The organism is Mesorhizobium sp. WSM4830, assembly GCF_055811495.1.
Genome location: NZ_JBVVQI010000010.1, coordinates 160247 through 184451 on the forward strand (window position 1 = coordinate 160247; position 24205 = coordinate 184451).

The window sequence follows — 24205 nt, forward strand, 5'->3', positions numbered from 1 at the left end:
CTCAGTTGGTGTGGGCGCCCTTCCCCCCCCCCCCCCCCCCCCGGGCGCCCCCCCCCCCCCCCCCTTGGGGGGGGGGGCCCCACGCCGCGTTCTACGACCCCCAGTCCCGGCTCGTAAAATCCCGCCTTTGGCACGCTGACCGGTTCAGCGACCGCCACACCCGATCCAGCGAGACTTGCCAGCCTCCTCACCAGCGCCGCCATATTCTCCGGCCCGCCCTCACGAAAATAGCCAAGCAGGCCGCCCAACTCCTCGCGCGGCAGCGTCGAGCCTTCAATCAGTCGCAAATCCTCGTCGTGGCTCTCGCCGGGCAGCAGCGCCAGTTTTATGCCGCCTGCCCGGGCAGTCGAGGCAAGCTGGTCGCAGCCATAGCGCCACCAGTCATAGCCGCCGAGGATGCGGACCAGAATGACCTTGGCATGGCGGGCGACGCTGTCGATCCAGAGATCGACGGACATTGGATGGCGCAGATCGCGCAGTGCTGCCAGCCGCATTGAGGGCAGGCGGCCCGCATCTGCCTTCCACGCCGCCGCCAGCCCGGCCAGGTCGCTGTCGGTGAAGGACAGGGCCACGACATCCGCAGGTGTTTGCCTGAGATCGACAGGCTCGGCGAGATCGTCGAGCGAGGCGGATGTCGTGGTGAGGATGTGCATGGCGGCTCGTGCCTGAGGTCAGCCGGCGAGGATACGTTCGATCGCCGGACGGTTCAGCCCTTTCAGGCCAATGACGACGAGGCGCGAGCGGCGATCGTCTTCAGCGGTCCAGGCGCGGTCGTAATAGTGGTTGACGCGCGGGCCGACGGCTTGCAGCAGGAGCCGCATCGGCTTGCCGCCGACCTCGACGAAACCCTTGACGCGCAACACGTTTTCCTCCTCCGCCGCCGTGGCGACGCGTTGTGCCAGTTCGTCCGGGTTGGACACAGACGCAATGTCGATGACAAAACTATCGAAGTCGTCATGTTCGTGGTCGAGCTCGTCGTCGTGGTGGGTCTTGCGGTTCTCGATGTCGTCCTCGACAGCAAGCCCGAGGCCGAGCAGCACCGACGGATCGACCTTGCCTTGCGAGGTCGGCACGATCTTCACCGCCCGCGCAACATGCTTGCCGATGACGGCATTGGCACGGGCCGAGCCGGCGGCGTCGAGCAGGTCGCTCTTCGACAGGATGATCAGGTCGGCGCAGGCGAGCTGGTCCTCGAATACTTCCTCGACCGGATCGTCGTGGTCGAGCGTCTCGTCCTGCGCGCGCTGCGCCTGCAGGGCATCCATGTCGTTGGCGACGCGGCCATCAGCCAGCGCCGGCCCGTCGACCACGGCGATGACGCCATCGACCGTTACACGGCTTTTCACCGACGGCCACTGGAAGGCCTGGACCAGCGGCTTGGGCAAAGCGAGGCCGGACGTCTCGATCAGGATGTGGTCGACCCTCGGCGTCAGCGACAGGATCTGGTCGAGCGCCGGAACGAAATCGTCGGCGACGGTGCAGCAGATGCAGCCATTGGCCAGTTCGACGATGTTTTCCTCGGGGCAGGTGTCGATGCCACAGCCCTTCAGGATCTCGCCGTCGATGCCGATGTCGCCGAACTCGTTGATGATGATGGCCAGCCGCTTGCCTTTGGCGTTTTCGAGCAAATGGCGGATCAGCGTCGTCTTGCCGGCGCCGAGAAAGCCGGTGACGACGGTGCAGGGAACGCGCGAAAGGGAGGCAGCGGTCATGTCAGGTCCTTCAAAAGGTCAAGGGGAGGGATGCGGGCAACCAGGCCGCGCTTCAGGCAATCGGGACGGCCGCGCCACGGAATGAGCCCATCCGTCGAGGTGGCGAACAGCTTTGCGCCGGTCACGAGATCGGCGCCGCTGGTCGCGGTCAGGTCGCCGAAGACGTAGCTCCAGCAGCCGTCGCGCAAAATCGCGGCGCTGAGCCGGCGCTTGCAATTGCCGAGGCATTCGACGGTGCGGATCTTAATGTTTTCGCTGGAAGCGGCGCGGCGCGTGTCCTCGGCGAGCAGTTCGCCGGCGCGGGGATGGGCGTCCGAACCGGTCTCGTCACGGCAGGACGAGCAGACGATGACGGTAACGCCGGCCGGGGAATCACCATGGCCGGACAATAAATCCGCTGTCTCAGCCGGAAAACTGCTGTCGCGTTCCAAATCAGGCTCCTTGCCCGGAAAACCCGCCAGGCGATCGGATTCTTATGTCCTAGACGGCAGGTCTCCTGGCTCGCGGGTCATCGCCTGGGTGCCGCCTTCCCGGGAATATCCCAGTGGTTTTCGGCCTTGGCTCGTCGCTTACAGTTGCGGGGACAGCCGCGGATTTGAAATCGAGATTTCGCACCGCATTCCCTCTTGGCCCTTGCCGTTGCGGGCAGGGGACCGTCTGGAATGGATTTAGGCTTTTGCAGGCGGTGGTGTCAACGCATGGTTCCGACACGGCGAGGGAAACGCTTTAGAGCAATTTTCGATGTCGGCGCTGCCCCTCATTGCCCTGCCGGGCATTTCTCCCCGTATAGTGACGGGGAGAAAGGACGACTTCGTTTGGGACTTCGCCAATCTACAGGGTTGTAAGGCTGAGCGCCTAGGTTGCGGCAGCGTCCCTTCTCCCCGTCACTACACGGGGAGAAGGTGCCGGCAGGCGGATGAGGGGCAGCGCCGAGATCGGCAATCCCTTACGAAACCGCGACATCCGCCAGCGCATGGCCCAAATCCCCCGCAGGCGTGACTTCAATCCGCTCAAGCCCGAGCCAGCCCTGCATCTGCTTCAATTCTTCGAAAAGCTCGGCTGCGGTTTGCGGCGGGGCGCCGAGCTCCGCATAGGCGGCATGGACGCGCAACACGCCGGCCGGGCGGTCGGCCCTGAGGTCGACGCGCCCGACGATGCTGTCGCCGAGCAGGAACGGCAGCACATAATAGCCATACCGGCGCTTTTCTGCCGGCGTATAGATCTCGATGCGGTAGTGGAAGTCGAACAACCGCTCGGTGCGCGACCGCTCGAAGACGACAGGATCGAACGGCGCGAGCAAGGCGCGCGCCTCGATCCTGCGCGGCAAACGGGCGTCCTTGTGGAGATAGGCCGGCTTGTTCCAGCCTTCGACGCTCACCGGCAACAGCTCGCCAGCCTCGACCAGCTCCTCGAGGCGGCCCTTGATATCGGCGGGCGAGAGGCGGAAATAGTCGCGCAGATCGCCTGCCGTGGCGACGCCGTGGGCGCGGGCGGAGATACGCAGCAATTCGCGATGCGCATCCTCGGGGCAGGGAACCGGCAGAGCGAGTACCGCCGGCGGCAGTACGCGCTCCGGCAGATCGTAGAACCGCTCGAAGCCGCGGCGATGCGCGGTGGTGATGCGGCCGGCCCAGAACAGCCATTCGAAGGCGTGCTTGGCATGGCTCCAGCCCCACCAGCCACCATTGCCCTTCTGGCCTTCAAAAGCAGATGCCGCGATCGGGCCTCGTTCGGAGACCTCGCGATAGATCTCCTCGATATAGGCGGCGTGCTCGCGACCCCATTTGGCCAGTCCGCTGTACATTTCGTCGCCGCGCTCGGCCCGCTGCATGCGCCAGCGCATCAGCGGATAGGTCTCGACCGGCAGGAACGAGGCTTCGTGCGCCCAATATTCAAAGACCATGCGCTTGCGCGTTACGGCGGCGTCGTCGAGCAGCGCCAGCTTGTAGGGGCCAAGCCGCGAATAGAGCGGCATATAGTGGGCGCGCACTACGGCGCTGACGGAATCGATCTGCAGCAGGCCGGTACGGGCAAGCACGCGAGCCAGATGTCTGCGGTCGGGCGTACCGGCGGGGCGGGGGTCATTGAATCCCTGTGCCGCCAGCGCGATGCGGCGAGCCATGCGAAGCGAGATTTTTTCCTTCATGAAGGGCGGCATCCGGACGATGTTAGACAGAGAAAATGACCTGCGATTCCGCGCCATGCTAGCAGGGTTTTGGCGGCATCCATGTCAGGAGAGAAAAGTGGAGTAAAACGTGAAAGAAATCAAACAGGAGCGGATCGGACCAGTTTTGCCGGATATGCCGCCCAGCACCGCGATTTGAACAAGGTTTGACTTGCTTCGCCGAAAGCGCTGCGCTAACCCTCGCCGCGTTGCAGCATAGAGCCCCCTTAAAACGGTTCAGTGGTTAAACTGTCACGCTTCCGCAAGTGGGTCCGGTGCTGTAATCAGAGTGGATTGGCCGCTAACGGAAACTGCAGCATGAACGCACTTTTAGGTTCGTACCTGCCCATCGTCCTGTTCATCGGCGTGGCGCTGGTCGTCGGCCTGGCGCTGCTCGCCGCACCGTTCCTGGTGGCCTACCGCAACCCCGATCCGGAAAAGCTTTCGGCCTATGAGTGCGGCTTCAACTCGTTCGACGACGCCCGCATGAAGTTCGATATCCGCTTCTACCTGGTGTCGATCCTGTTCATCATCTTCGACCTGGAGGTGGCCTTCCTGTTTCCTTGGGCGGTGTCGTTCAGTCAGATCGGCATGCTCGGTTTCTGGTCGATGATGGTGTTTTTGGCGGTGCTGACCATCGGCTTTGCCTATGAATGGAAGAAAGGAGCGCTGGAATGGGATTGAGCGACAATTCCGGCACGCTCGTCGCGCCGAAGCCCAAGGGCCTCATCGACCCCAACACCGGCAGGCCGGTGGGGTCCGACGATCCATTCTTCCTGGAGATCAACAACGAGCTGGCCGACAAGGGTTTTCTCGTCACCTCGACCGAGGCGCTGATCACCTGGGCGCGCAGCGGCTCGCTGATGTTCATGACCTTCGGTCTCGCCTGCTGCGCCGTCGAGATGATCCACACCTCGATGCCGCGCTATGACTCGGAAAGGTTCGGTGTCGCGCCTCGCGCGTCTCCGCGCCAGTCCGACATCATGATCGTCGCCGGCACGCTGACCAACAAGATGGCGCCGGCGCTGCGCAAGGTCTATGACCAGATGCCGGAGCCGCGCTACGTCATCTCGATGGGCTCCTGCGCCAATGGCGGCGGCTATTATCATTATTCCTATTCGGTGGTGCGCGGCTGCGACCGCATCGTGCCGGTCGACATCTACGTGCCCGGCTGTCCGCCGAGCGCCGAAGCGCTGCTCTACGGCATCCTTCTGCTGCAGAAGAAGATCCGCCGCACCGGCACGATCGAACGGTAAATCGCCATGGATGAAGATCGGATCATTTATGGCAACCCTGAGCCTTGGCTGAATTTGATGTTCAAAACGTCCGAGCAGCGATTTGTAAAGACGGACTCCGGTTCGACGTTCTATTCGTCGGCGCTTTCAACAGACACGAAATTTGGTGCTGGTGGTGTCGGTGTCGACATCCGATTGAATGACTGGGAAGCTGAGCCGACAAGCGACCCACGAATAGTCTTTTACCACGGCGACGTGAGACTGCGATCGCTTGGGGATCGAACCAAGAATCTGATTGCTGAAATGTCGGCCAAGTTTCCCTCCGCAGCGTCTGGCCAGGGAGCGCCTGCCGAAAAGCTGTTTGTGGAATGCGTTGCTCTAAATGGCGACCCCGCCAATCTGGAAACCCGGCAGTTTGTTGGAAAGCTGTCTTTTGGCGAGCCGGGTGACGACAATGAATGTCAGGTTTTTTTGACCATTGATGCCGCCAGGGAGAGCGGTTGGTTTGGCGAGAAAGATCCGGATGACTCGCACAAGGTTCTAGGCTGGTTGGCGAGGCTGTCATGACCCAGGCGTTGAACGATCTCTCGACCTATCTCGGCGAGAAGCTGACAGGCCGGATCGGCGAGGCGGTGTTCGCCTATGGCGAACTCACCATCTCGGTCGAGCCGCGCGACCTGATCGAGGTGGTGACCTTCCTGCGCGACGACCCGAAATGCCAGTTCATCTCGATCATCGACGTTTGCGGCGCCGATTATCCGTCGCGGGCAAAGCGCTTCGACGTCGTCTATCATCTGCTGTCGCCGAGGCAGAATATCCGCATCCGCATCAAGGTCCAGGCCGACGAAGAGACACTGGTGCCGTCGATCACCGGGATATATCCCGGCGCGGACTGGTTCGAGCGCGAGACCTACGACCTCTACGGCGTGCTGTTTTCGGGCCATCCCGATCTGCGGCGGATCTTGACCGATTACGGCTTCGAGGGTCATCCGCTGCGCAAGGACTTTCCGCTGACCGGCTTCGTCGAGGTGCGCTACGACGACGAAGCCAAGCGTGTTATCTACGAGCCGGTCGAGCTCAAGCAGGAATTCCGCAATTTCGATTTTCTGTCTCCGTGGGAAGGTACGGACTACGTGCTGCCGGGGGACGAGAAGGCAAAACAGTGAATGGCTGAAACCTCCGTCCGCAATTTCAACATTAATTTTGGCCCGCAACACCCTGCGGCGCATGGCGTTTTGCGCCTTGTGCTGGAGCTTGACGGCGAGGTCGTCGATCGTGTCGATCCGCATATCGGGCTTTTGCATCGCGGCACGGAAAAGCTGATCGAGCACAAGACCTATCTGCAGGCCGTGCCCTATCTCGACCGGCTCGACTATTGCGCGCCGATGAACCAGGAGCATGCCTTCGCGCTTGCGGCCGAGCGGCTGCTCGGTATCGAGGTGCCGAAGCGCGGACAGCTTATTCGGGTTCTCTACTCTGAGATCGGACGCATCATGTCGCACATTCTCAATGTGACGACGCAGGCGATGGATGTCGGCGCGCTGACGCCGCCGCTGTGGGGTTTCGTCGAACGTGAAAAGCTGATGGTGTTTTACGAGCGCGCCTCGGGCTCGCGCATGCACGCTGCCTATTTCCGGCCGGGCGGTGTCCATCAGGACCTGCCGCAGAAGCTGATCGAGGACATCGGCAATTGGATCGACCCGTTCCTGAAGTCGGTCGACGATCTCGACGCGCTTTTGACCGGCAACCGTATCTTCAAGCAGCGCAATGTCGACATTGCCACCGTCTCCCTGGCGGACGCCTGGGCCTGGGGCTTTTCCGGCGTCATGGTGCGCGGCTCGGGTGCGCCGTGGGACCTGCGCAAATCGCAGCCTTACGAATGCTATGCCGAGCTGGACTTCGACATTCCGATCGGCAAGAACGGTGACTGCTTCGACCGTTATCTGGTGCGCATGGAAGAGATGCGGCAGTCGGCGAAAATCATGCGCCAGTGCGTCGACCTGCTGCTCGGCAAGGAGGGCAGCGGACCGGTGTCGAACCTCGACGGCAAGGTGGTGCCGCCGAAGCGCGCGGCGATGAAGCGCTCGATGGAAGCACTGATCCATCACTTCAAGCTCTACACCGAAGGCTACCGCGTGCCGGCCGGCGAGGTCTATGCGGCAGTCGAGGCGCCGAAGGGCGAGTTCGGCGTCTATCTCGTCTCCGACGGCACCAACAAGCCCTATCGCTGCAAGTTGCGCGCGCCCGGCTTCGCGCATCTGCAAGCCATGGACTTTTTGTGCCGCGGCCACATGCTGGCCGACGTCACCGCCGTTCTCGGCTCCCTCGACATCGTGTTTGGTGAGGTCGATCGCTAAATGTCAGTCCGCCGTCTCGCAGAAGCCAGCCTCCAGCCAGCCTCCTTCGCCTTCAACCGGGCGAATGCGGCAGCGGCGAAGCAGTGGATCAAGAAATATCCGAAGGGGCGCGAGCAATCCGCGATCATCCCCTTGCTGATGCTGGCGCAGGAGCAGGAAGGCTGGGTCACCAAGGCGGCGATCGAGACGATCTCCGACATGCTCGGCATGCCCTATATCCGTGGGCTGGAAGTCGCGACCTTCTATACGCAGTACCAGCTCAATCCGGTCGGCACCCGCGCCCATATCCAGGTCTGCGGCACCACGCCCTGCATGCTGCGCGGCTCGGAAGCGCTGATGGATGTGTGCCGCTCGAAGATCCATCACGACCAGTTTCACACCAATGACAAGGGCACGCTGTCGTGGGAGGAGGTCGAGTGCCTCGGCGCCTGCGTCAACGCACCGATGGTGATGATATTCAAGGACACCTACGAGGATTTGACGCCGGAGCGGCTTGCCGAGATCATCGACCTCTATGACGCCGGCAAGGGTGCTTCGGTGATGCCAGGGCCGCAAAACGGCCGCGTCACCTCAGAGCCGGCCAGCGGCCTGACGACTCTCAAGAGCGAAAAGGCGATCCTCAAGGCGACCCGCGACAGGGAAACCAGGGCCGCGACCAAGGCCGCCAAGGAAGTGGCGCCGGCGGCTGCCGCGGCAGCACCAGTTCAGCCAGCCGCTTCTGCCGCGCCGGCGCCGGTTGCGCCCTCGAATACCAGCAAGCCGAAGACCGACGCGGTCGAGACCAGCCCGGCGCTGAAATCGCCGTCGGCGACAAAAGTCGCGCCCGCGGCCGAGAAGGCGGCGAGCGTTGCCGCGCCGCTGCATTCGGCTGCCAATGCCAACAAGGCCGAGCCACAGGTCGAGGACGTCTCGAAACAGCGCAAGAGCCCCAAGAACAAGGCCGAGCCGGCGTCTGCTTTCAAGGCGCCGGAGGCCAAGGTCAAACCGGCGAAGGCTGCCGCCAAGCCGACCAAGCCGTCGCCCGGAAACAGGAGCCGGCCGACCGGCAAGAAGCCGGTCTGAGGAACGAGCAATGCTTCAGGACAGAGACCGCATCTTCAACAACATCTACGGCCGCTTCGACAAGTCGCTGGCCGGCGCCATGGCGCGCGGCGCCTGGGACAACACGCCCGGCATCGTTGCCAAGGGGCGCGAGTGGATCGTCAACGAGATGAAGGCGAGTGGCCTGCGCGGCCGCGGCGGTGCCGGTTTCCCGACCGGGCTGAAATGGTCGTTCATGCCCAAGCAAAGCGACGGCCGGCCGAGTTATCTCGTCGTCAATGCCGACGAATCCGAGCCCGGCACCTGCAAGGACCGCGACATACTGCGCCACGACCCGCACACGCTGGTCGAAGGCTGCCTGCTTGCCGGCTTCGCCATGGGCGCGGTCGCCGCCTACATCTATGTGCGCGGCGAGTTCATCCGCGAGCGCGAGGCACTGCAACGCGCCATCGACGAGGCCTATGCGGCCAAGCTGATCGGCAAGAACAACACGTCCGGCTATGATTTCGACATCTACATGCACCACGGCGCCGGCGCCTATATCTGCGGCGAGGAAACGGCGCTGCTCGAAAGCCTCGAGGGCAAGAAGGGCCAGCCGCGGCTGAAGCCGCCATTTCCGGCCAATGTCGGCCTCTATGGCTGCCCGACGACGGTCAACAATGTCGAGTCTATCGCTGTCGCGCCGACCATCCTGCGCCGCGGTGCCGCCTGGTTCTCGTCGTTCGGCCGCCCCAACAATGTCGGCACCAAGCTGTTCTGCATCTCCGGCCACGTCAACAATCCGTGCACCGTCGAAGAGGCGATGTCGATCCCGTTCCGCGAACTGATCGAGACGCATTGCGGCGGCATTCGCGGCGGCTGGGACAATCTGCTGGCGGTCATTCCCGGCGGCGCCTCGGTGCCGCTGGTGCCGGCCGAGCAGATCATCGACGCGCCGATGGATTTCGATGCGCTGCGCGACCTGAAATCGGGCCTCGGCACGGCAGCTGTCATCGTCATGGACAAATCCACCGATATCGTGAAAGCGATCGCGCGGCTGTCCTATTTCTACAAGCACGAGAGCTGCGGCCAGTGCACGCCCTGCCGTGAGGGCACCGGCTGGATGTGGCGGGTAATGGAACGGCTGGTGCGCGGCGAGGCGCAGAAGCGCGAGATCGACATGCTGCTCGATGTGACCAAGCAGGTCGAGGGCCACACGATCTGTGCGCTGGGCGATGCCGCGGCATGGCCGATCCAGGGCCTGATGCGGCATTTCCGCGGCGAGGTGGAGCGCCGCATCGACGAGTTTTCGCGCAACGCACACCGCGCCGAACCGGTGCTGGCGGCGGCGGAATAGAAGAATTCGAAATGCGGACGAATGTCCGAAACGAGGAAACGAGCGCGGGGCAGACGGAAACGACCAGGAGACCACCTATGTCGCTGTTTTCGAGACCCGACGATTTTACGTCCGATATGGACCCGTTGTTGAAGATGAACCAGGATCTGACCAGGATGATGCCGAAGGAGATGGCCAATGCCGTCAATCTCCTGGCGCATCCTGTCGCGGGTGCGGCGGCGATGACGGCACTCGGTATCGGCCTTGCCAACCACGCCTTTGGTATCTGGATGGGCGTGCTTTCAGGCGCGGCCGAGACCTCGCAGCGGCTTTGGCAGCCGGTCGCCGAGGATTTCGAGGCGCGGACGGAACGCGCTTCTGCGACCGGCAAAAGCTCATCGATAAAGGCGCGCGCAGCGACCAAAACCCTGATTGCCGAGGCCCAGTCCTTCGCCAATGACGTGACCGACATTGCGACGAGCGGTGCGGCGCGGAGCCTGGCGAATGCCAGCACCGTTGCAGCGGACGCGTCGGCCGGGCTGATGCCGGAGGATTTCAAGCAGCCCAAGCCGATGGACCGGCCAGCCGAGCCCGCCGACCTCAAGGTGATATCGGGCATCGGGCCGAAACTGGAAAAGGTGCTGAACGGCCTTGGCATCTGGACATACGCCCAGATCGCCGCGTGGACGCCGCAAGAGATCGCCTGGGTCGAAGATTACCTGTCGTTGAAGGGCCGCATCGGCCGCGACGGCTGGATCGGTCAGGCGGCCGCATTGGCCGGGGCCAAAAAGTGAATTCAATATCGTGCGCGGTGTCGGCTGCGCCCGGAAGGAAAGATTGCGGAACGTCCGCAGGGGTTTGAGGCGAAATGGCAAAGCTCAAGGTCGACGGGAAAGAGATCACTGTACCCGACCACTACACGCTGCTGCAGGCGGCCGAGGACGCCGGCGCGGAAGTGCCGCGCTTCTGCTTCCATGAGCGGTTGTCGATCGCCGGCAATTGCCGCATGTGCCTGATCGAGGTGAAAGGCGGCCCGCCCAAGCCACAGGCGTCCTGCGCCATGGGCGTGCGCGACCTGCGCCCCGGCCCGAACGGCGAGCCGCCGGAAATCTTCACCAACACGCCGATGGTCAAGAAGGCGCGCGAAGGCGTGATGGAATTCCTTCTGATCAACCATCCGCTGGATTGCCCGATCTGCGACCAGGGCGGCGAGTGCGACCTGCAGGACCAGGCAATGGCGTTCGGTGTCGATTCCTCGCGCTACCACGAGAACAAGCGGGCGGTCGAAGACAAGTATATCGGGCCGCTGGTCAAGACGATCATGAACCGCTGCATCCATTGCACGCGCTGCGTCCGCTTTACCACCGAGATTGCGGGCATATCCGAGCTCGGCCTGATCGGCCGCGGCGAGGATGCCGAGATCACCACCTATCTCGAAAGCGCGATGACGTCGGAACTGCAGGGCAATGTCATCGACCTTTGCCCGGTCGGTGCGCTGACCTCCAAACCCTACGCCTTCCAGGCACGGCCGTGGGAACTGACCAAGACAGAATCCATCGACGTGATGGACGCCGTCGGCTCCGCGATCCGCGTCGATAGCCGGGGCCGCGAAGTGATGCGCATACTGCCGCGTACCAACGAGGCGGTGAACGAGGAATGGATTTCCGACAAGACCCGCTTCATCTGGGACGGCTTGCGCACGCAGCGCCTCGACCGCCCCTATGTGCGCAAGGACGGCAGACTGGCCCCGGCAAGCTGGGCCGAGGCTTTTTCCGCGATCAAGGAAGCGGTGTCGAATGCGGCACCCGAAAAGATCGGTGCCATTGCCGGCGATCTTGCCGCCGTCGAGGAGATCTACGCGCTTAAGCTTCTGATGGCTTCGCTCGGCTCGAAGAACACCGACTGCCGCCAGGACGGTGCCGCAATCGATCCGTCGCTCGGCCGGGCGAGCTATGTCTTCAACCCGACCATCGAAGGCATCGAACAGGCCGATGCGGTGCTGATCATCGGCGCCAATCCGCGCTTCGAGGCGTCCTTGCTCAACGCCCGCATCCGCAAGCGCTGGCGGGCCGGCAATCTGCCGGTCGGCGTCATCGGCGATGTCGGCGATACGCGCTATGACTACGAGCAACTCGGCGCCGGGCCGGAATCGCTGAAGGATCTGGCCGACGGCAACGGCAAGTTCTTCCAGCTGCTGAAGAAGGCGACGCATCCGCTGATCATCGTCGGACAGGGTGCGCTGGCGCGTCCGGACGGCGCGGCCGTGCTTGGCCAGGCGGCGAAGCTCGCCGTCGCCGTCAATGCCGCAAGGGCCGACTGGAACGGCTTTGCCGTGCTGCACACCGCCGCGGCACGCGTCGGCGGCCTCGATGTCGGCTTCGTGCCGGGCGAGGGCGGCAGGAACGTCGCCGGCATGCTGGGCGAGACCGATGTGCTGTTCCTGCTCGGCGCCGACGAAATCGATATGGCGAAGACCGGCGGCGCTTTCGTCGTCTATATCGGCACGCATGGCGACAAGGGCGCGCATCGCGCCAACGTCATCCTGCCGGGCGCCGCCTATACCGAGAAGTCGGGCACCTTCGTCAACACCGAAGGTCGCGTGCAGCAGACCAACCGGGCCGGCTTTGCGCCCGGCGAAGCGCGCGAGGACTGGGCGATCCTTCGGGCACTGTCGGATGTGCTGGGCAAGAAGCTGCCGTTCGATTCGTTGCCGCAGCTGCGCGCTAAGCTCTATGCGGAATACCCGCATCTCGCCCGGATCGACCATGTCGTGGCCGGCGATCCGGCCGACATCGCCAGGGTGGCCAAGCTCGGCGGACGGCTGAACAAGGGCACCTTCACCTCGCCGGTCAAGGATTTCTACCTGACCAACCCGATCGCGCGGGCTTCCGCGGTGATGGCCGAGTGCTCGGCTTTGGCGAAGAACGGCTTCAGGCAGGCGGCGGAGTAGACATGGACACCTTCTTTTCCTTCTACGTGCTGCCGGCGCTGCTGATCCTTTTGAAGTCCGTCGTGTTGATTGTCGTTCTGTTGATCTTCGTCGCCTACGTGCTTTACGCCGACCGCAAGATCTGGGCGGCGGTGCAATTGCGCCGCGGACCGAACGTCGTCGGCCCGTGGGGCACGCTGCAGGCATTCGCCGATCTGCTAAAGTTCGTCTTCAAGGAGCCGGTCATTCCGTCGGGCGCCAACAAGGGCGTTTTCCTGCTGGCGCCCTTGGTGTCGGCGGTGCTTGCGATCTCGGCATGGGCGGTTATCCCGGTCAATGAAGGCTGGGCTATCGCCAACGTCAATGTCGGCATCCTCTATGTCTTCGCCATCTCCTCGCTCGAGGTCTATGGCGTGATCATGGGCGGCTGGGCGTCCAATTCGAAATACCCGTTCCTCGGCGCGCTGCGCTCGGCGGCGCAGATGGTGTCCTACGAGGTCTCGATCGGCTTCGTCATCGTCACCGTGCTGCTTTGCGTCGGCTCGCTCAACCTGTCCGACATCGTCTTGTCGCAGCAGGACGGGCTGGGCACGCGGCTCGGCCTGCCCAACACCTTCCTCGACTGGCATTGGCTGTCGCTGTTCCCGATGTTCATCGTCTTCTTCATCTCGGCGCTGGCCGAGACCAACCGTCCGCCGTTCGATCTCGTGGAAGCCGAATCGGAACTCGTCGCCGGCCACATGGTCGAATATTCCTCGACGCCGTTCCTGTTGTTTTTCCTCGGCGAATATGTCGCCGTCGTCCTGATGTGCGCGCTGGCCACCATCCTGTTCCTTGGCGGCTGGCTGCCGCCCTTCAACTTCGCGCCGTTCACCTGGGTGCCGGGGCTGATCTGGTTCGTGCTCAAGGTCTGCCTGGTGTTCTTCATGTTCTCGATGGTGAAGGCGTTCGTGCCGCGCTACCGCTACGATCAGCTGATGCGGCTCGGCTGGAAGGTCTTCCTGCCGATCTCGCTGTTCATGGTGGTCGCCACCGCCGCTTTCCTCAAGATCACGGGGTTTGCCTGATGTCCGCTCTTTCCCAGGCCGCCAAGTCGCTGCTTTTGCAGGATTTCGTCAGCGCTTTCTTCCTGTCGATGCGCCAGTTCTTCGCGCCGAAGGAGACGATCAACTATCCGCATGAGAAGGGGCCGGTCAGCCCGCGCTTCCGCGGCGAACATGCGCTGCGCCGTTATCCGAACGGCGAGGAACGCTGCATCGCCTGCAAATTGTGCGAGGCGATCTGCCCGGCGCAGGCCATCACCATCGAAGCCGGCCCGCGCCGCAATGACGGCACGCGGCGCACCGTGCGCTACGACATCGACATGGTGAAATGCATTTACTGCGGCTTCTGCCAGGAAGCCTGCCCGGTCGACGCCATCGTCGAGGGCCCGAATTTCGAATTCGCGACGGAGACGCGCGAGGAGCTTTATTACGACAAGGATCGGCTTCTGGCCAATGGCGACCGCTGGGAGCGTGAGCTGGCGCGCAACATCTCGCTGGATGCGCCTTACCGCTGATATTTGACGCATGGACGGGGCGAGGGCCCTCGTTTAAGGAACACGCAACTTGCCAGCCGGAGGCGGTGGCAAAAAACAGGACGAGCGTCCTGTTCTGACAGGAAACCCGGGGGAACCCATGCTGAGTGGACTAGAGGCGGCCTTTTTCTACCTCTTCGCCTTTGTCGCGGTGGCATCGGCGTTCATGGTCATATCGGCGCGCAATCCCGTGCACTCGGTGCTGTTCCTGATCCTGACCTTCTTCAACGCCGCCGGCCTGTTCATGCTGACCGGCGCCGAGTTCCTGGCGATGATCCTGCTCGTCGTCTATGTCGGCGCGGTGCTGGTGCTGTTTCTGTTCGTCGTCATGATGCTCGACGTCGACTTCGCCGAAATGAAGGAAGGCGCCCTGCAATATGCGCCGATCGGCGCGCTGGTCGGGCTGATCCTGGCGGCGGAGCTGATCGTCGTGCTCGGCGGCTATACATTCGCGCCGAAGCTGGCGGCGACGGTCGCGAAACCCATTCCGGACCTGGCCGCGCGCTCGAACACGGCAGCGCTCGGCGACATCCTCTATACGGATTACCTCTATTACTTCCAGGTGGCGGGGCTGGTGCTGCTGGTCGCCATGATCGGCGCCATCGTGCTGACGCTGCGCCACAAGCCGGGCGTCAAGCGGCAGTCGATAGCCGCCCAGGTTGGCCGCACGGCGGCAACCGGAGTGGAAATCCGCAAGGTCAAGACGGGCGAAGGAGTCTGAGATGGTCGTCGGCATCGCGCACTACCTGACCGTATCGGCGATCCTGTTCACGCTCGGCGTGTTCGGCATCTTCCTGAACCGCAGGAACGTCATCGTCATCCTGATGTCGATCGAGCTGATCCTGCTTGCGGTCAACATCAATTTCGTCGCCTTCTCGGCGGCGCTGGGCGATCTCGTCGGCCAGGTGTTCGCACTATTCGTGCTGACGGTCGCGGCGGCCGAAGCGGCGATCGGCCTTGCCATTCTCGTCGTCTTCTTCCGCAACCGCGGCTCGATCGCGGTCGAAGACGTGAACATGATGAAGGGTTGACGGAACCACCATGTATCAGGCCATCGTCTTCCTTCCGCTGCTCGGCTTTCTGATCGTCGGCCTGTTCGGCGCCTCGCTCGGCGCCAAGGCTTCCGAATACATCACATCCGGCTTCCTGGTGATCGCGGCTGTGCTGTCGTGGGTCGCCTTGTTCTCCGTCGGCTTCGGCGGCGGCGAGGTGTTCACCGTGCCGGTAATGCGCTGGATCCAGTCGGGAGGCCTCGAAGCGTCGTGGGCGCTACGGATCGATACACTGACGGTGGTGATGCTGGTCGTCGTCAATACGGTGTCGGCGCTGGTCCATATCTATTCGATCGGCTACATGCATCACGACCCGAACCGGCCGCGCTTCTTCGCTTACCTGTCGCTGTTTACCTTCGCCATGCTGATGCTGGTGACGGCCGACAACCTCGTGCAGATGTTCTTCGGCTGGGAAGGCGTCGGCCTTGCCTCGTATCTGCTGATCGGCTTCTGGTACAAGAAGCCGTCGGCCAATGCGGCTGCGATCAAGGCGTTCATCGTCAATCGCGTCGGCGACTTCGGCTTTGCGCTCGGCATATTCGGCGTGTTCGTGCTGTTCGGCTCGGTCAATCTCGGAACCATCTTCGCCAATGCGGCGACGTTCATTCCGGCGGAAGGTGCGCCGCAAGGTGCGGCCGTGCTGGCCTTCCTCGGCTATGCACTCGATAAGCAGGCTGCGATGACGGTCGTCTGCCTGCTCCTGTTCATGGGCGCCATGGGCAAGTCGGCGCAGGTGCCGCTGCACACCTGGCTGCCGGATGCCATGGAAGGCCCGACGCCGGTCTCGGCACTGATCCATGCCGCCACCATGGTCACGGCAGGGGTGTTCATGCTGGCGCGGCTGTCGCCGCTGTTCGAGCTGTCGCATTCGGCACTGACGGTGGTCACTTTCATCGGCGCCTTCACCGCCTTCTTCGCAGCGACAGTCGGTCTCGTCCAGAACGACATCAAGCGCGTCATCGCCTATTCGACTTGTTCGCAGCTCGGCTACATGTTCGTGGCACTCGGCGTCGGCGCCTATGGGGCGGCGATTTTCCATCTGTTCACCCACGCCTTCTTCAAGGCGCTGCTGTTCCTCGGCTCGGGCTCGGTCATCCACGCCGTCTCCGACGAGCAGGACATGCGCAAGATGGGCGGCCTGAGGACGCTCATCCCGACGACCTACTGGATGATGGTGATCGGCACGCTGGCGCTGACCGGTGTCGGCATCCCGGTCACGATCATCGGCACGGCTGGCTTCTTTTCCAAGGACGCCATCATCGAAGCGGCCTTCGCCGGCCACAACGCGGTCGCCGCGTTTGCCTTTATATTGCTGGTCATTGCCGCCTGCTTCACCTCCTTCTACTCTTGGCGGCTGATCTTCATGACCTTCCACGGCGAGCCGCGGGCCAGCCACGAGGTCATGCACCATGTCCATGAATCGCCGCCGGTCATGCTGGTGCCGCTGTTCATCCTGGCGGCGGGCGCGCTGTTCGCCGGCGTGATCTTCCACGGTGCCTTCATCGGCGAGGGCTATGCCGAATTCTGGAAGGCGTCGCTGTTCACGCTGCCGGACAACCACATCCTGCACGAAATCCACGAAGTGCCGTTGTGGGTCGAGTTGTCGCCGTTCATCGCCATGCTGATCGGCTTTGCGATTGCCTGGCAGTTCTATATTCGCGCGCCGGAAATGCCTCGGAGCGTCGCCGCCAACCATCGCCTCCTCTACGCCTTCCTGCTCAACAAATGGTATTTCGACGAGCTCTACGACTTCCTGTTCGTGCGGCCGGCAAAGCGCCTCGGCAGCTTCCTGTGGAAGACCGGCGACGGCACTGTCATCGACGGGCTCGGGCCGGACGGCATTTCGGCGCGTGTCGTCGACGTCACCAACCGGGTCGTCAAGCTGCAGACCGGCTATCTCTACCACTATGCCTTCGCCATGCTGATCGGCGTTGCCGCACTCGTCACCTGGATGATGCTCTGATGACCGCCTGGCCGATCCTATCGCTGGTCACCTTCCTGCCGCTGGTTGGTGTGCTGCTCATCCTTTTCGTGCGCGACGACAGCGAGAACGCGCGCCGCAACATCCGCGCCATCGCACTGTTCACGACTGCGTTCACGTTTGTGATTTCGCTGTTTATCTGGACCGGCTTCGACAATTCGCAGCCCGGCTTCCAGTTCGTCGAGAAGTTTGCCTGGCTGGATTCCGGCATCTCCTATCATATGGGCGTAGACGGCATCTCCATGCTGTTCGTCATCCTGACCACCTTCCTGATGCCGCTCTGCATCCTGGCTTCATGGGAAGCGATCGAGAAGCGCGTCAAAGCCTACATGATCGCCTTCCTGTTGCTGGAGACGCTGATGATTGGCGTGTTCTGCGCGCTCGACATCGTCTTGTTCTACGTCTTCTTCGAGGCCGGCCTGATCCCGATGTTCATCATCATCGGCGTGTGGGGCGGCAAGCGGCGCGTCTATGCCTCGTTCAAGTTCTTCCTCTATACGCTGGCCGGCTCGGTGCTGATGCTGCTCGCCATCATGGCGATGTTCTTCCAGTCCGGCACCACCGATATCCCGACGCTTCTGACGCACAATTTCCCGGCCAATATGCAGACCTGGCTATGGCTCGCCTTCTTCGCGTCCTTCGCGGTGAAGATGCCGATGTGGCCGGTGCACACCTGGTTGCCGGACGCCCATGTCGAGGCGCCGACGGCCGGCTCGGTGATCCTGGCCGCCATCCTGCTCAAGATGGGCGGGTACGGCTTCCTGCGTTTTTCGCTGCCGATGTTTCCGATCGCCTCCGAAATGTTCGCGCCGCTGATCTTCACGCTCTCCGTCGTCGCCATCATCTACACCTCGCTAGTGGCCCTGATGCAGGAGGACATGAAGAAGCTGATCGCCTATTCGTCGGTCGCTCACATGGGCTTCGTTACCATGGGCATCTTCGCGATGAACCAGGAAGGGGTCCAGGGTTCGATCTTCCAGATGCTTTCGCACGGCCTGGTCTCGGGCGCGCTGTTCCTCTGCGTCGGCGTCGTCTACGACCGCATGCACACGCGTGACATCGACGCCTATGGCGGGTTGGTCAACAACATGCCGAAATATGCAACCGTGTTCATGATCTTCACCATGGCCAATGTCGGCCTGCCCGGCACCAGCGGTTTCGTCGGCGAGTTCCTGACCATGCTCGGCGTGTTCCGGGTCAACACCTGGGTGGCGTTCTTCGCCGCGACCGGCGTCATCCTGTCGGCGGCCTATGCCCTCTGGCTCTACCGCAAGGTGATCTTCGGCGCGCTGACCAAGGAAAGCCTGAAAGGCCTGCTCGACCTGTCGACGCGCGAGAAGGTGATCATCTATCCGCTGGTCGCGCTGGTCATCTTCTTCGGCGTCTATCCGGCGCCGATCTTCGACGCGACGGCCGAATCGGTCAAGGCGCTCGTCACCAATGTCACCGCATCCATCGGCGCCGCGCAGACCGCGGCGGCGAACTGACTGGGGGTTTTGCGAACCATGACGCCGGACCTTCTCTCCAGCCTGTCGCTCTCGACGCCAGAGCTGATCCTCACCATCGGCGCCTTGGCGCTGTTGATGCTCGGCGCCTATTCGCGCGCCAACACCACCGTCACGGTGAGCGGCCTTGCGGTCGCCGTGCTGGTGATCGCCGGCGCCTGGCTGATCTTTTCGCCGGGGCAGGGCAACGCCTATGGCGAAGCCTTCATCCAGGATCCATTCGCCCGCTTCATGAAGGTGCTGGCGCTGATCGGCTCGGCGGTGACGCTGGTCATGTCGGTCCGCTTTGCCCAGGCGGAGCGTTTCGACAAGTTCGAATATCCGGTGCTGATCCTGCTCTGCACGCTCGGCATGATGCTGATGATCTCGGCCAATGGCATGATCGGGCTCTATCTCGGCCTCGAGCTGCAATCGCTGGCGATCTACGTGCTGGCGGCGATCAACCGCGACAATCTGCGCTCGACCGAGGCCGGGCTGAAGTATTTCGTCCTCGGCGCGCTGTCGTCGGGCATGCTGCTTTATGGCATCTCGCTGGTCTACGGCTACACCGGCAATACCGGCTTCCAGGAGATCGCCGCGGCGCTGAGCGGCGGCGAGCGCCAGCTTGGCCTCGTCTTCGGCCTGGTTTTCGTGCTGGCCGGCCTTGCCTTCAAGATCTCGGCGGTGCCGTTCCATATGTGGACGCCCGACGTCTATGAAGGCGCGCCGACGCCGGTGACGGCTTTTCTGGCGGCGGCACCCAAAATGGCGGCGATGGCGCTGATGGTGCGCGTCACCATGGGCGCCTTCAAGCCGATCGCCGCCGACTGGCAGCAAATCATCGTCTTCATCTCGATCGCTTCGATGGCGCTCGGTGCCTTTGCGGCCATCGGCCAGACCAACATCAAACGGCTGATGGCCTATTCCTCCATCGGTCATATGGGTTATGCGCTGGTCGGCCTTGCAGCCAACAGCCAGGACGGCGTGCGCGGCGTCGCCATCTACATGCTGATCTACCTGGTGATGACGCTTGGCACCTTCGCCTTCATCCTCGCCATGCGGCGCAAGGAGGGCAATGTCGAGCAGATCAGCGATCTCGCCGGCCTGTCGGCGACCAATCCGATCATGGCGACGATCCTCACCATCCTGATGTTCTCGCTGGCCGGCATCCCGCCGCTCGCCGGCTTCTGGGGGAAATGGTACGTGTTCCTCGCCGCCATCAACGCCAACCTCTACGCGCTGGCGATCATCGGCGTGCTGGCCTCTGTGGTGGGCGCCTACTATTACCTGCGCATCATCAAGATCATGTGGTTCGACGAACCGGTCGGCGGCTTCGTGCCGATGGCGACCGAACTGCGCGTCGTGCTCGGCGTCTGCGGCGCCTTCGTGCTGTTCTACGTGCTGATCGGTGGCCCGATCGGAACCTACGCGGCAGCCGCGGCCAAGACCTTCTTCTAACGGAATGACGTTCAGGCTGGCTCCAACCGCGGCTTCGGAAGGGTTCCGGCTCGAGGCGCACGATTCGGTCGGCTCCACCAATGCGCTGGCGCTGGAGCACGCGCGGGCTGGCGATCCGGGCAAACTCTGGGTCGTCTCAAAAAAGCAGGAAGCCGGACGTGGCCGCCGCGGCCGCGCCTGGGCGACGCCTGAGGGCAATCTGGCCGCGACGCTGCTGGTGATCACCAGCACCGAGCTTCGGCTTGCCGCGACGCTCGGCTTCGTTGCCGGACTGGCGCTGGCCGACGCGCTCGACGCCGTCGTGCCGAAGGGCAGGATCGCGATCGGCATCGATGGTGCGAGCCAGGGCAAGAACCGTTTCGAACTGAAATGGCCGAACGATGTGCTTGCCTCGGGCGCCAAGCTCGCCGGCATCCTGCTGGAATCGGCGATGCTGGATGGCGACCGTTCGGCGGTGGCTGTCGGCATCGGCGTCAATGTGGTGGCATACCCTGAGGATTTGCCCTATCCAGCGACGTCGCTCAACGCGCTGGGGTCTGCTTGCGATGCCGAGACGCTGTTTCTGGCGCTGTCGGATGCGTGGAGCGAGAATGCGCGGCTGTGGAACGAAGGGCGCGGGCTTGCCGCCGTCAGGCGGCGCTGGCTGGCGCGTGCGGCGGGGCTTGGCGGGCAGGTTGCTGTCAGAATTGACGGTAATGTGGTGCGCGGCACCTTCGAAACCATTGACGACGACTGCCGTTTCGTGATCCGCGACGATCAAGGTTCGGTTCTGACGATCGCTGCCGGCGACGTGCATTTCGGCGCGGTTGCCTCGGCTGGCGGTTGACCGGCCAATACGTTTGACTGGCCAGCATTTGACCAGCTTGAGTTTGACCGGCCCACAATTTTGACCGGCAAGGAAGGAAAGACCATGGCGACAGCGGAAAACGCCGAACTTGTCTTCGTGCCGCTCGGCGGTGTCGGCGAGATCGGCATGAACTTCGCCCTCTACGGCTATGGGCCGGCCAATGCGCGCGAATGGATCGTCGTCGACGTTGGCGTCACTTTTCCCGATGCAACCCTGCCCGGCGTCGACCTGGTACTGCCCGACACCCGCTTCATCGAGGAGAATGTCGCCAATCTGCGCGGCATCGTCATCACCCATGCGCATGAGGACCATTACGGGGCGCTGCACGACATCTGGCCGAAGCTCAAGGCGCCGGTGTGGATGACGCCGTTCAGCGCCGGCCTGCTGGAAGCCAAGCGGCAGGGCGAGCAAGGGGCGCCGAAGATCCCGGTGACGATCTACCGGGCCGGCGAGAAATTCACCGTCGGCCCGTTCGAGATCGAAGCCATTCCTGTCGCGCACTCCATTCCCGAACCGATGTCGCTGGCGATCACCACGCCGGCCGGCGTCGTCATCCATACCGGCGACTGGAAGATCGATCCGGCGCCGACGGTCGGGCCGATGACCGACGAGGCGCGCTTCCGCGCCTATGGCGACAAGGGCGTGCTGGCGCTGATCTGCGATTCCACCAATGCGATGCGGGAAGGGGAATCGCCGTCCGAAGTGGCGGTGGGCGAGGGCCTCAAGAGCGTCATCCAGAACGCCAAGGGGCGGGTCGCCGTCACCAGCTTCTCCTCCAATGTCGGGCGTATCGTCTCCATCGCCAAGGCGGCGCGCGATGCCGGCCGCCAGTGCCTGGTGCTTGGCCGCTCGATGAAGCGCGTCATCGATGTGGCTGATGAACTCGGCTATATGGACGGGTTGCCGGAATTCATCGCCGAGGAGGATTACGGCTTCATCCCGCGCGAAAACCTCGTCATCATCTGCACCGGCAGCCAGGGCGAGCCGCTTGCCGCACTCGCCAAGCTGTCGCGCGACGAAATGAAATCGGTGGCGCTGACGGCCGGCGACACGGTGGTGTTTTCCTCGCGCACCATTCCCGGCAACGAGAAGGCGATCCTCGAAATCAAGAACCGCCTGATCGATCTCGGCATCAAGATCATCGAGGACGGCGACGCGCTGGTGCATGTCTCCGGCCATCCACGCCGCAGCGAATTGCGCAAGATGTATGAATGGGTGCGGCCGCAGATCGGCGTTCCCGTGCATGGCGAGGCGGCGCACCTAGTGGCGCAGGGCTCGCTGATGTCGACGTCCGGCATCGGCCAGGTGGCGCAGGTGCGCGACGGCGACATGCTCCGGCTGTATCCGGGTGCCGCGGCCATCATCGACCAGGTGCCGTTCGGCCGCATCTACAAAGACGGAAGGCTGGTCGGCAGCGACCAGGCGATGGGCATTCGCGACCGCCGCAAGCTGTCCTTTGCCGGCCATGTCGCCGTCAACGTCGTGCTCGACGACAAATACGAGCTTGCCGGCGATCCCGATCTCGTCGCCATCGGCGTCGCCGAGGCCGACGGCAGCGGCGAGAGCCTGGAAGACCTGATGATCGATGCGGCAATCGGCGCCGTGGACTCCATCCCCCGCCAGCGCCGAAAAGACCTCGACCTGGTCCAGGAGGCGGTGCGGCGCGCGGTGCGCGGCGCGGCCAACGAAGCCTGGGGCAAGAAGCCGCTGGTGACGGTGTTCGTCACGAGGTAAGGGAATAGGGGAGTAGGGCAGTACGGCAGTAGGGGGAGAAAGTAATTTTTCCCTACTCCCATACTGCCCTATTGCCTTACTGCCCTGAGGAAAACCTATGCTCGGACGCCTCAACCATGTTGCGCTTGCCGTGCCGGATCTGGCTGCGGCTGCGGCGGTCTATCGCGATACGCTTGGCGCCCGCGTGACCGCGCCGCAAGCGCTGCCGGAGCATGGCGTTACGGTGGTGTTCGTCGATGTCGGCAACACCACGATCGAGTTGCTGGAGCCGCTCGGCGAAGCCTCGCCGATCGCCGCATTCCTCGAGAAGAATCCATCCGGCGGCATGCACCATGTCTGCTATGAGGTGGACGACATCGTTGCGGCGCGCGACCGTCTCAAGGCCAGCGGCGCGCGCGTGCTGGGCGACGGCAATCCGAAGACCGGCGCGCATGGCAAGCCGGTATTGTTTCTGCACCCCAAGGATTTCTTCGGCACGCTGGTCGAACTGGAGCAAGCATGAGTTGGGTTTCGTTCGTCGCCCTGTTCTTCGCCACATGGTGGGTGGTGTTGTTCGCCGTCCTGCCGTTCAGCATGCGGACGCAGGACGAGGACCGGGACGTGACGCTTGGAACGGTTCCGAGCGCTCCGCGCGGACCGCACATGCTGCGCGCGGCGCTGCGCACGACAATCGCCACGCTGGTCCTCATGGGTATCTTCTACGGCATCACGAGAGGGCTTGGCCTCGGCATCGACGACATCCCGCACATCGTGCCGGATTTCAACCAGAGCCCAGCGCATTAGCCGGCTACCTACCGTGTCCGGCTATCCCAGCCTAGCCGACGCCCTGAAATCAAGCTGAGCCAGCAAGGTCAACCCAAAGTAAAGGCCGGGGCGGGTTTGGGCTGACGCAACGTCATGTAGTTTGGTAATCTGTCGTGCTAACCAAATGATTGCACAAAAAAAATGCAAGGCGCGAGGCCTTGCAATTTAAACGCGTCCGATCTGTTTCCGGTGTCCGGCGGCAGCGAGTTACCGCGCCTAGATCGCATCCTCCCAAGACTTTGACCGCGTAGGAGAGCAGATTTTTCTCTACCCTCTCGGTTATGGGGGCACACTAGCCTAAGGCGGGTGAAAATGTCACGAAGAATTTTGCCCGGAAACAGGCAATCTCGTGCTGCAGTGCACAATAGTACGGCAGGCGTTGCTTGCGAAACGCCCAGCAAGCCGTGTGCGGCAATTGCGGCGTCTATGCAGGGCCCGGGCCGGGTTTCCATTCCGCCATGAAATGGCTATGAAGCCGGGGCAAGCAAGCCAGCGCTGCGCCGATTCCGGCGCCGC

General features: G+C 63.1%; 23 protein-coding genes, 1 pseudogene and 1 riboswitch. Of the genes and pseudogenes, 20 read left to right on the forward strand and 4 right to left on the reverse strand.

Annotated features, from left to right (window positions below):
• The 4 genes and pseudogenes from AC0L2Y_RS15525 to AC0L2Y_RS15540 form a co-directional block, all read right to left on the reverse strand.
• Positions 1-653, reverse strand: a pseudogene (locus AC0L2Y_RS15525) (cobaltochelatase subunit CobN); the annotation flags it as partial.
• Positions 654-671: 18 nt separating this feature from the next.
• Positions 672-1712 carry a cobalamin biosynthesis protein CobW gene (gene cobW, locus AC0L2Y_RS15530; protein WP_473557470.1) on the reverse strand — a complete coding sequence of 347 codons (1041 nt, stop codon included), beginning with the start codon at positions 1710-1712 and terminating at the stop codon, positions 672-674.
• The gene (locus AC0L2Y_RS15535) at positions 1709-2143 is read right to left on the reverse strand and encodes a DUF1636 family protein (RefSeq protein ID WP_292664694.1); all 435 of its coding nucleotides are present in this window, start codon (positions 2141-2143) and stop codon (positions 1709-1711) included. The genes cobW and AC0L2Y_RS15535 overlap by 4 nt, the downstream gene beginning before the upstream one ends.
• 38 nt (positions 2144-2181) lie before the next feature.
• A riboswitch (cobalamin riboswitch) is annotated at positions 2182-2385 on the reverse strand.
• 273 nt (positions 2386-2658) lie between these two features.
• Complete coding sequence (locus tag AC0L2Y_RS15540) at positions 2659-3858, reverse strand: winged helix-turn-helix domain-containing protein (RefSeq protein WP_473557472.1); 1200 nt, start codon at positions 3856-3858, stop codon at positions 2659-2661.
• Positions 3859-4194: 336 nt separating this feature from the next.
• Here AC0L2Y_RS15540 and AC0L2Y_RS15545 point away from each other — a divergent pair, with 336 nt between their 5' ends.
• From AC0L2Y_RS15545 to AC0L2Y_RS15640, 20 genes are all read left to right on the forward strand, one after another.
• Entirely contained in the window at positions 4195-4560 is a 366-nt protein-coding gene (locus tag AC0L2Y_RS15545) for an NADH-quinone oxidoreductase subunit A (protein ID WP_023720750.1), read from the forward strand.
• Positions 4551-5132 carry a NuoB/complex I 20 kDa subunit family protein gene (locus tag AC0L2Y_RS15550; RefSeq protein WP_352466871.1) on the forward strand — a complete coding sequence of 194 codons (582 nt, stop codon included), beginning with the start codon at positions 4551-4553 and terminating at the stop codon, positions 5130-5132. The genes AC0L2Y_RS15545 and AC0L2Y_RS15550 overlap by 10 nt, the downstream gene beginning before the upstream one ends.
• Before the next feature lie 6 nt (positions 5133-5138).
• Positions 5139-5678 (forward strand): hypothetical protein, encoded by a 540-nt coding sequence (locus AC0L2Y_RS15555; RefSeq protein WP_473557475.1) that lies wholly within the window; start codon positions 5139-5141, stop codon positions 5676-5678.
• Positions 5675-6277 carry an NADH-quinone oxidoreductase subunit C gene (locus AC0L2Y_RS15560; protein ID WP_473557477.1) on the forward strand — a complete coding sequence of 201 codons (603 nt, stop codon included), beginning with the start codon at positions 5675-5677 and terminating at the stop codon, positions 6275-6277. The genes AC0L2Y_RS15555 and AC0L2Y_RS15560 overlap by 4 nt, the downstream gene beginning before the upstream one ends.
• The gene (locus AC0L2Y_RS15565) at positions 6278-7468 is read left to right on the forward strand and encodes an NADH-quinone oxidoreductase subunit D (protein ID WP_473557478.1); all 1191 of its coding nucleotides are present in this window, start codon (positions 6278-6280) and stop codon (positions 7466-7468) included.
• A complete protein-coding gene (nuoE, locus tag AC0L2Y_RS15570; RefSeq protein WP_473557481.1) occupies positions 7469-8530 on the forward strand; it encodes an NADH-quinone oxidoreductase subunit NuoE in 1062 nt (353 codons plus the stop codon). It begins immediately after the preceding gene.
• Between the two features lie 10 nt (positions 8531-8540).
• Positions 8541-9845 (forward strand): NADH-quinone oxidoreductase subunit NuoF, encoded by a 1305-nt coding sequence (gene nuoF / locus AC0L2Y_RS15575; RefSeq protein WP_023676626.1) that lies wholly within the window; start codon positions 8541-8543, stop codon positions 9843-9845.
• A 77-nt stretch (positions 9846-9922) separates the two neighbouring features.
• Positions 9923-10618, forward strand: coding sequence for an NADH-ubiquinone dehydrogenase (locus tag AC0L2Y_RS15580; RefSeq protein WP_473557483.1), 696 nt, complete (start codon positions 9923-9925; stop codon positions 10616-10618).
• A gap of 74 nt (positions 10619-10692) precedes the next feature.
• Positions 10693-12774 (forward strand): NADH-quinone oxidoreductase subunit NuoG, encoded by a 2082-nt coding sequence (gene nuoG, locus AC0L2Y_RS15585; RefSeq protein WP_473557485.1) that lies wholly within the window; start codon positions 10693-10695, stop codon positions 12772-12774.
• A gap of 2 nt (positions 12775-12776) precedes the next feature.
• Complete coding sequence (nuoH, locus tag AC0L2Y_RS15590) at positions 12777-13820, forward strand: NADH-quinone oxidoreductase subunit NuoH (RefSeq protein WP_292663045.1); 1044 nt, start codon at positions 12777-12779, stop codon at positions 13818-13820.
• A complete protein-coding gene (gene nuoI / locus AC0L2Y_RS15595; protein ID WP_023676622.1) occupies positions 13820-14311 on the forward strand; it encodes an NADH-quinone oxidoreductase subunit NuoI in 492 nt (163 codons plus the stop codon). The genes nuoH and nuoI overlap by 1 nt, the downstream gene beginning before the upstream one ends.
• Before the next feature lie 118 nt (positions 14312-14429).
• Positions 14430-15050, forward strand: a complete 621-nt coding sequence (locus AC0L2Y_RS15600; RefSeq protein WP_023676621.1) for an NADH-quinone oxidoreductase subunit J — start codon at positions 14430-14432, stop codon at positions 15048-15050.
• Position 15051: 1 nt separating this feature from the next.
• Positions 15052-15360 (forward strand): NADH-quinone oxidoreductase subunit NuoK, encoded by a 309-nt coding sequence (gene nuoK / locus AC0L2Y_RS15605; RefSeq protein ID WP_023676620.1) that lies wholly within the window; start codon positions 15052-15054, stop codon positions 15358-15360.
• A 10-nt stretch (positions 15361-15370) separates the two neighbouring features.
• Positions 15371-17344 (forward strand): NADH-quinone oxidoreductase subunit L, encoded by a 1974-nt coding sequence (gene nuoL / locus AC0L2Y_RS15610; protein WP_473557489.1) that lies wholly within the window; start codon positions 15371-15373, stop codon positions 17342-17344.
• Positions 17344-18849 (forward strand): NADH-quinone oxidoreductase subunit M, encoded by a 1506-nt coding sequence (locus AC0L2Y_RS15615; protein WP_473557491.1) that lies wholly within the window; start codon positions 17344-17346, stop codon positions 18847-18849. The genes nuoL and AC0L2Y_RS15615 overlap by 1 nt, the downstream gene beginning before the upstream one ends.
• 18 nt (positions 18850-18867) lie before the next feature.
• A complete protein-coding gene (nuoN, locus tag AC0L2Y_RS15620; RefSeq protein ID WP_473557494.1) occupies positions 18868-20304 on the forward strand; it encodes an NADH-quinone oxidoreductase subunit NuoN in 1437 nt (478 codons plus the stop codon).
• Positions 20305-20308: 4 nt separating this feature from the next.
• On the forward strand, positions 20309-21130 hold the full coding sequence (locus AC0L2Y_RS15625) for a biotin--[acetyl-CoA-carboxylase] ligase (protein ID WP_473557496.1): 822 nt from the start codon (positions 20309-20311) through the stop codon (positions 21128-21130).
• 84 nt (positions 21131-21214) lie between these two features.
• The gene (locus AC0L2Y_RS15630) at positions 21215-22885 is read left to right on the forward strand and encodes a ribonuclease J (protein ID WP_352490239.1); all 1671 of its coding nucleotides are present in this window, start codon (positions 21215-21217) and stop codon (positions 22883-22885) included.
• A gap of 97 nt (positions 22886-22982) precedes the next feature.
• Entirely contained in the window at positions 22983-23387 is a 405-nt protein-coding gene (gene mce / locus AC0L2Y_RS15635; protein WP_352490238.1) for a methylmalonyl-CoA epimerase, read from the forward strand.
• Entirely contained in the window at positions 23384-23668 is a 285-nt protein-coding gene (locus AC0L2Y_RS15640) for a DUF1467 family protein (protein WP_254818117.1), read from the forward strand. Before mce ends, AC0L2Y_RS15640 begins: the two co-directional genes overlap by 4 nt.
• Positions 23669-24205: the final 537 nt, after the last annotated feature.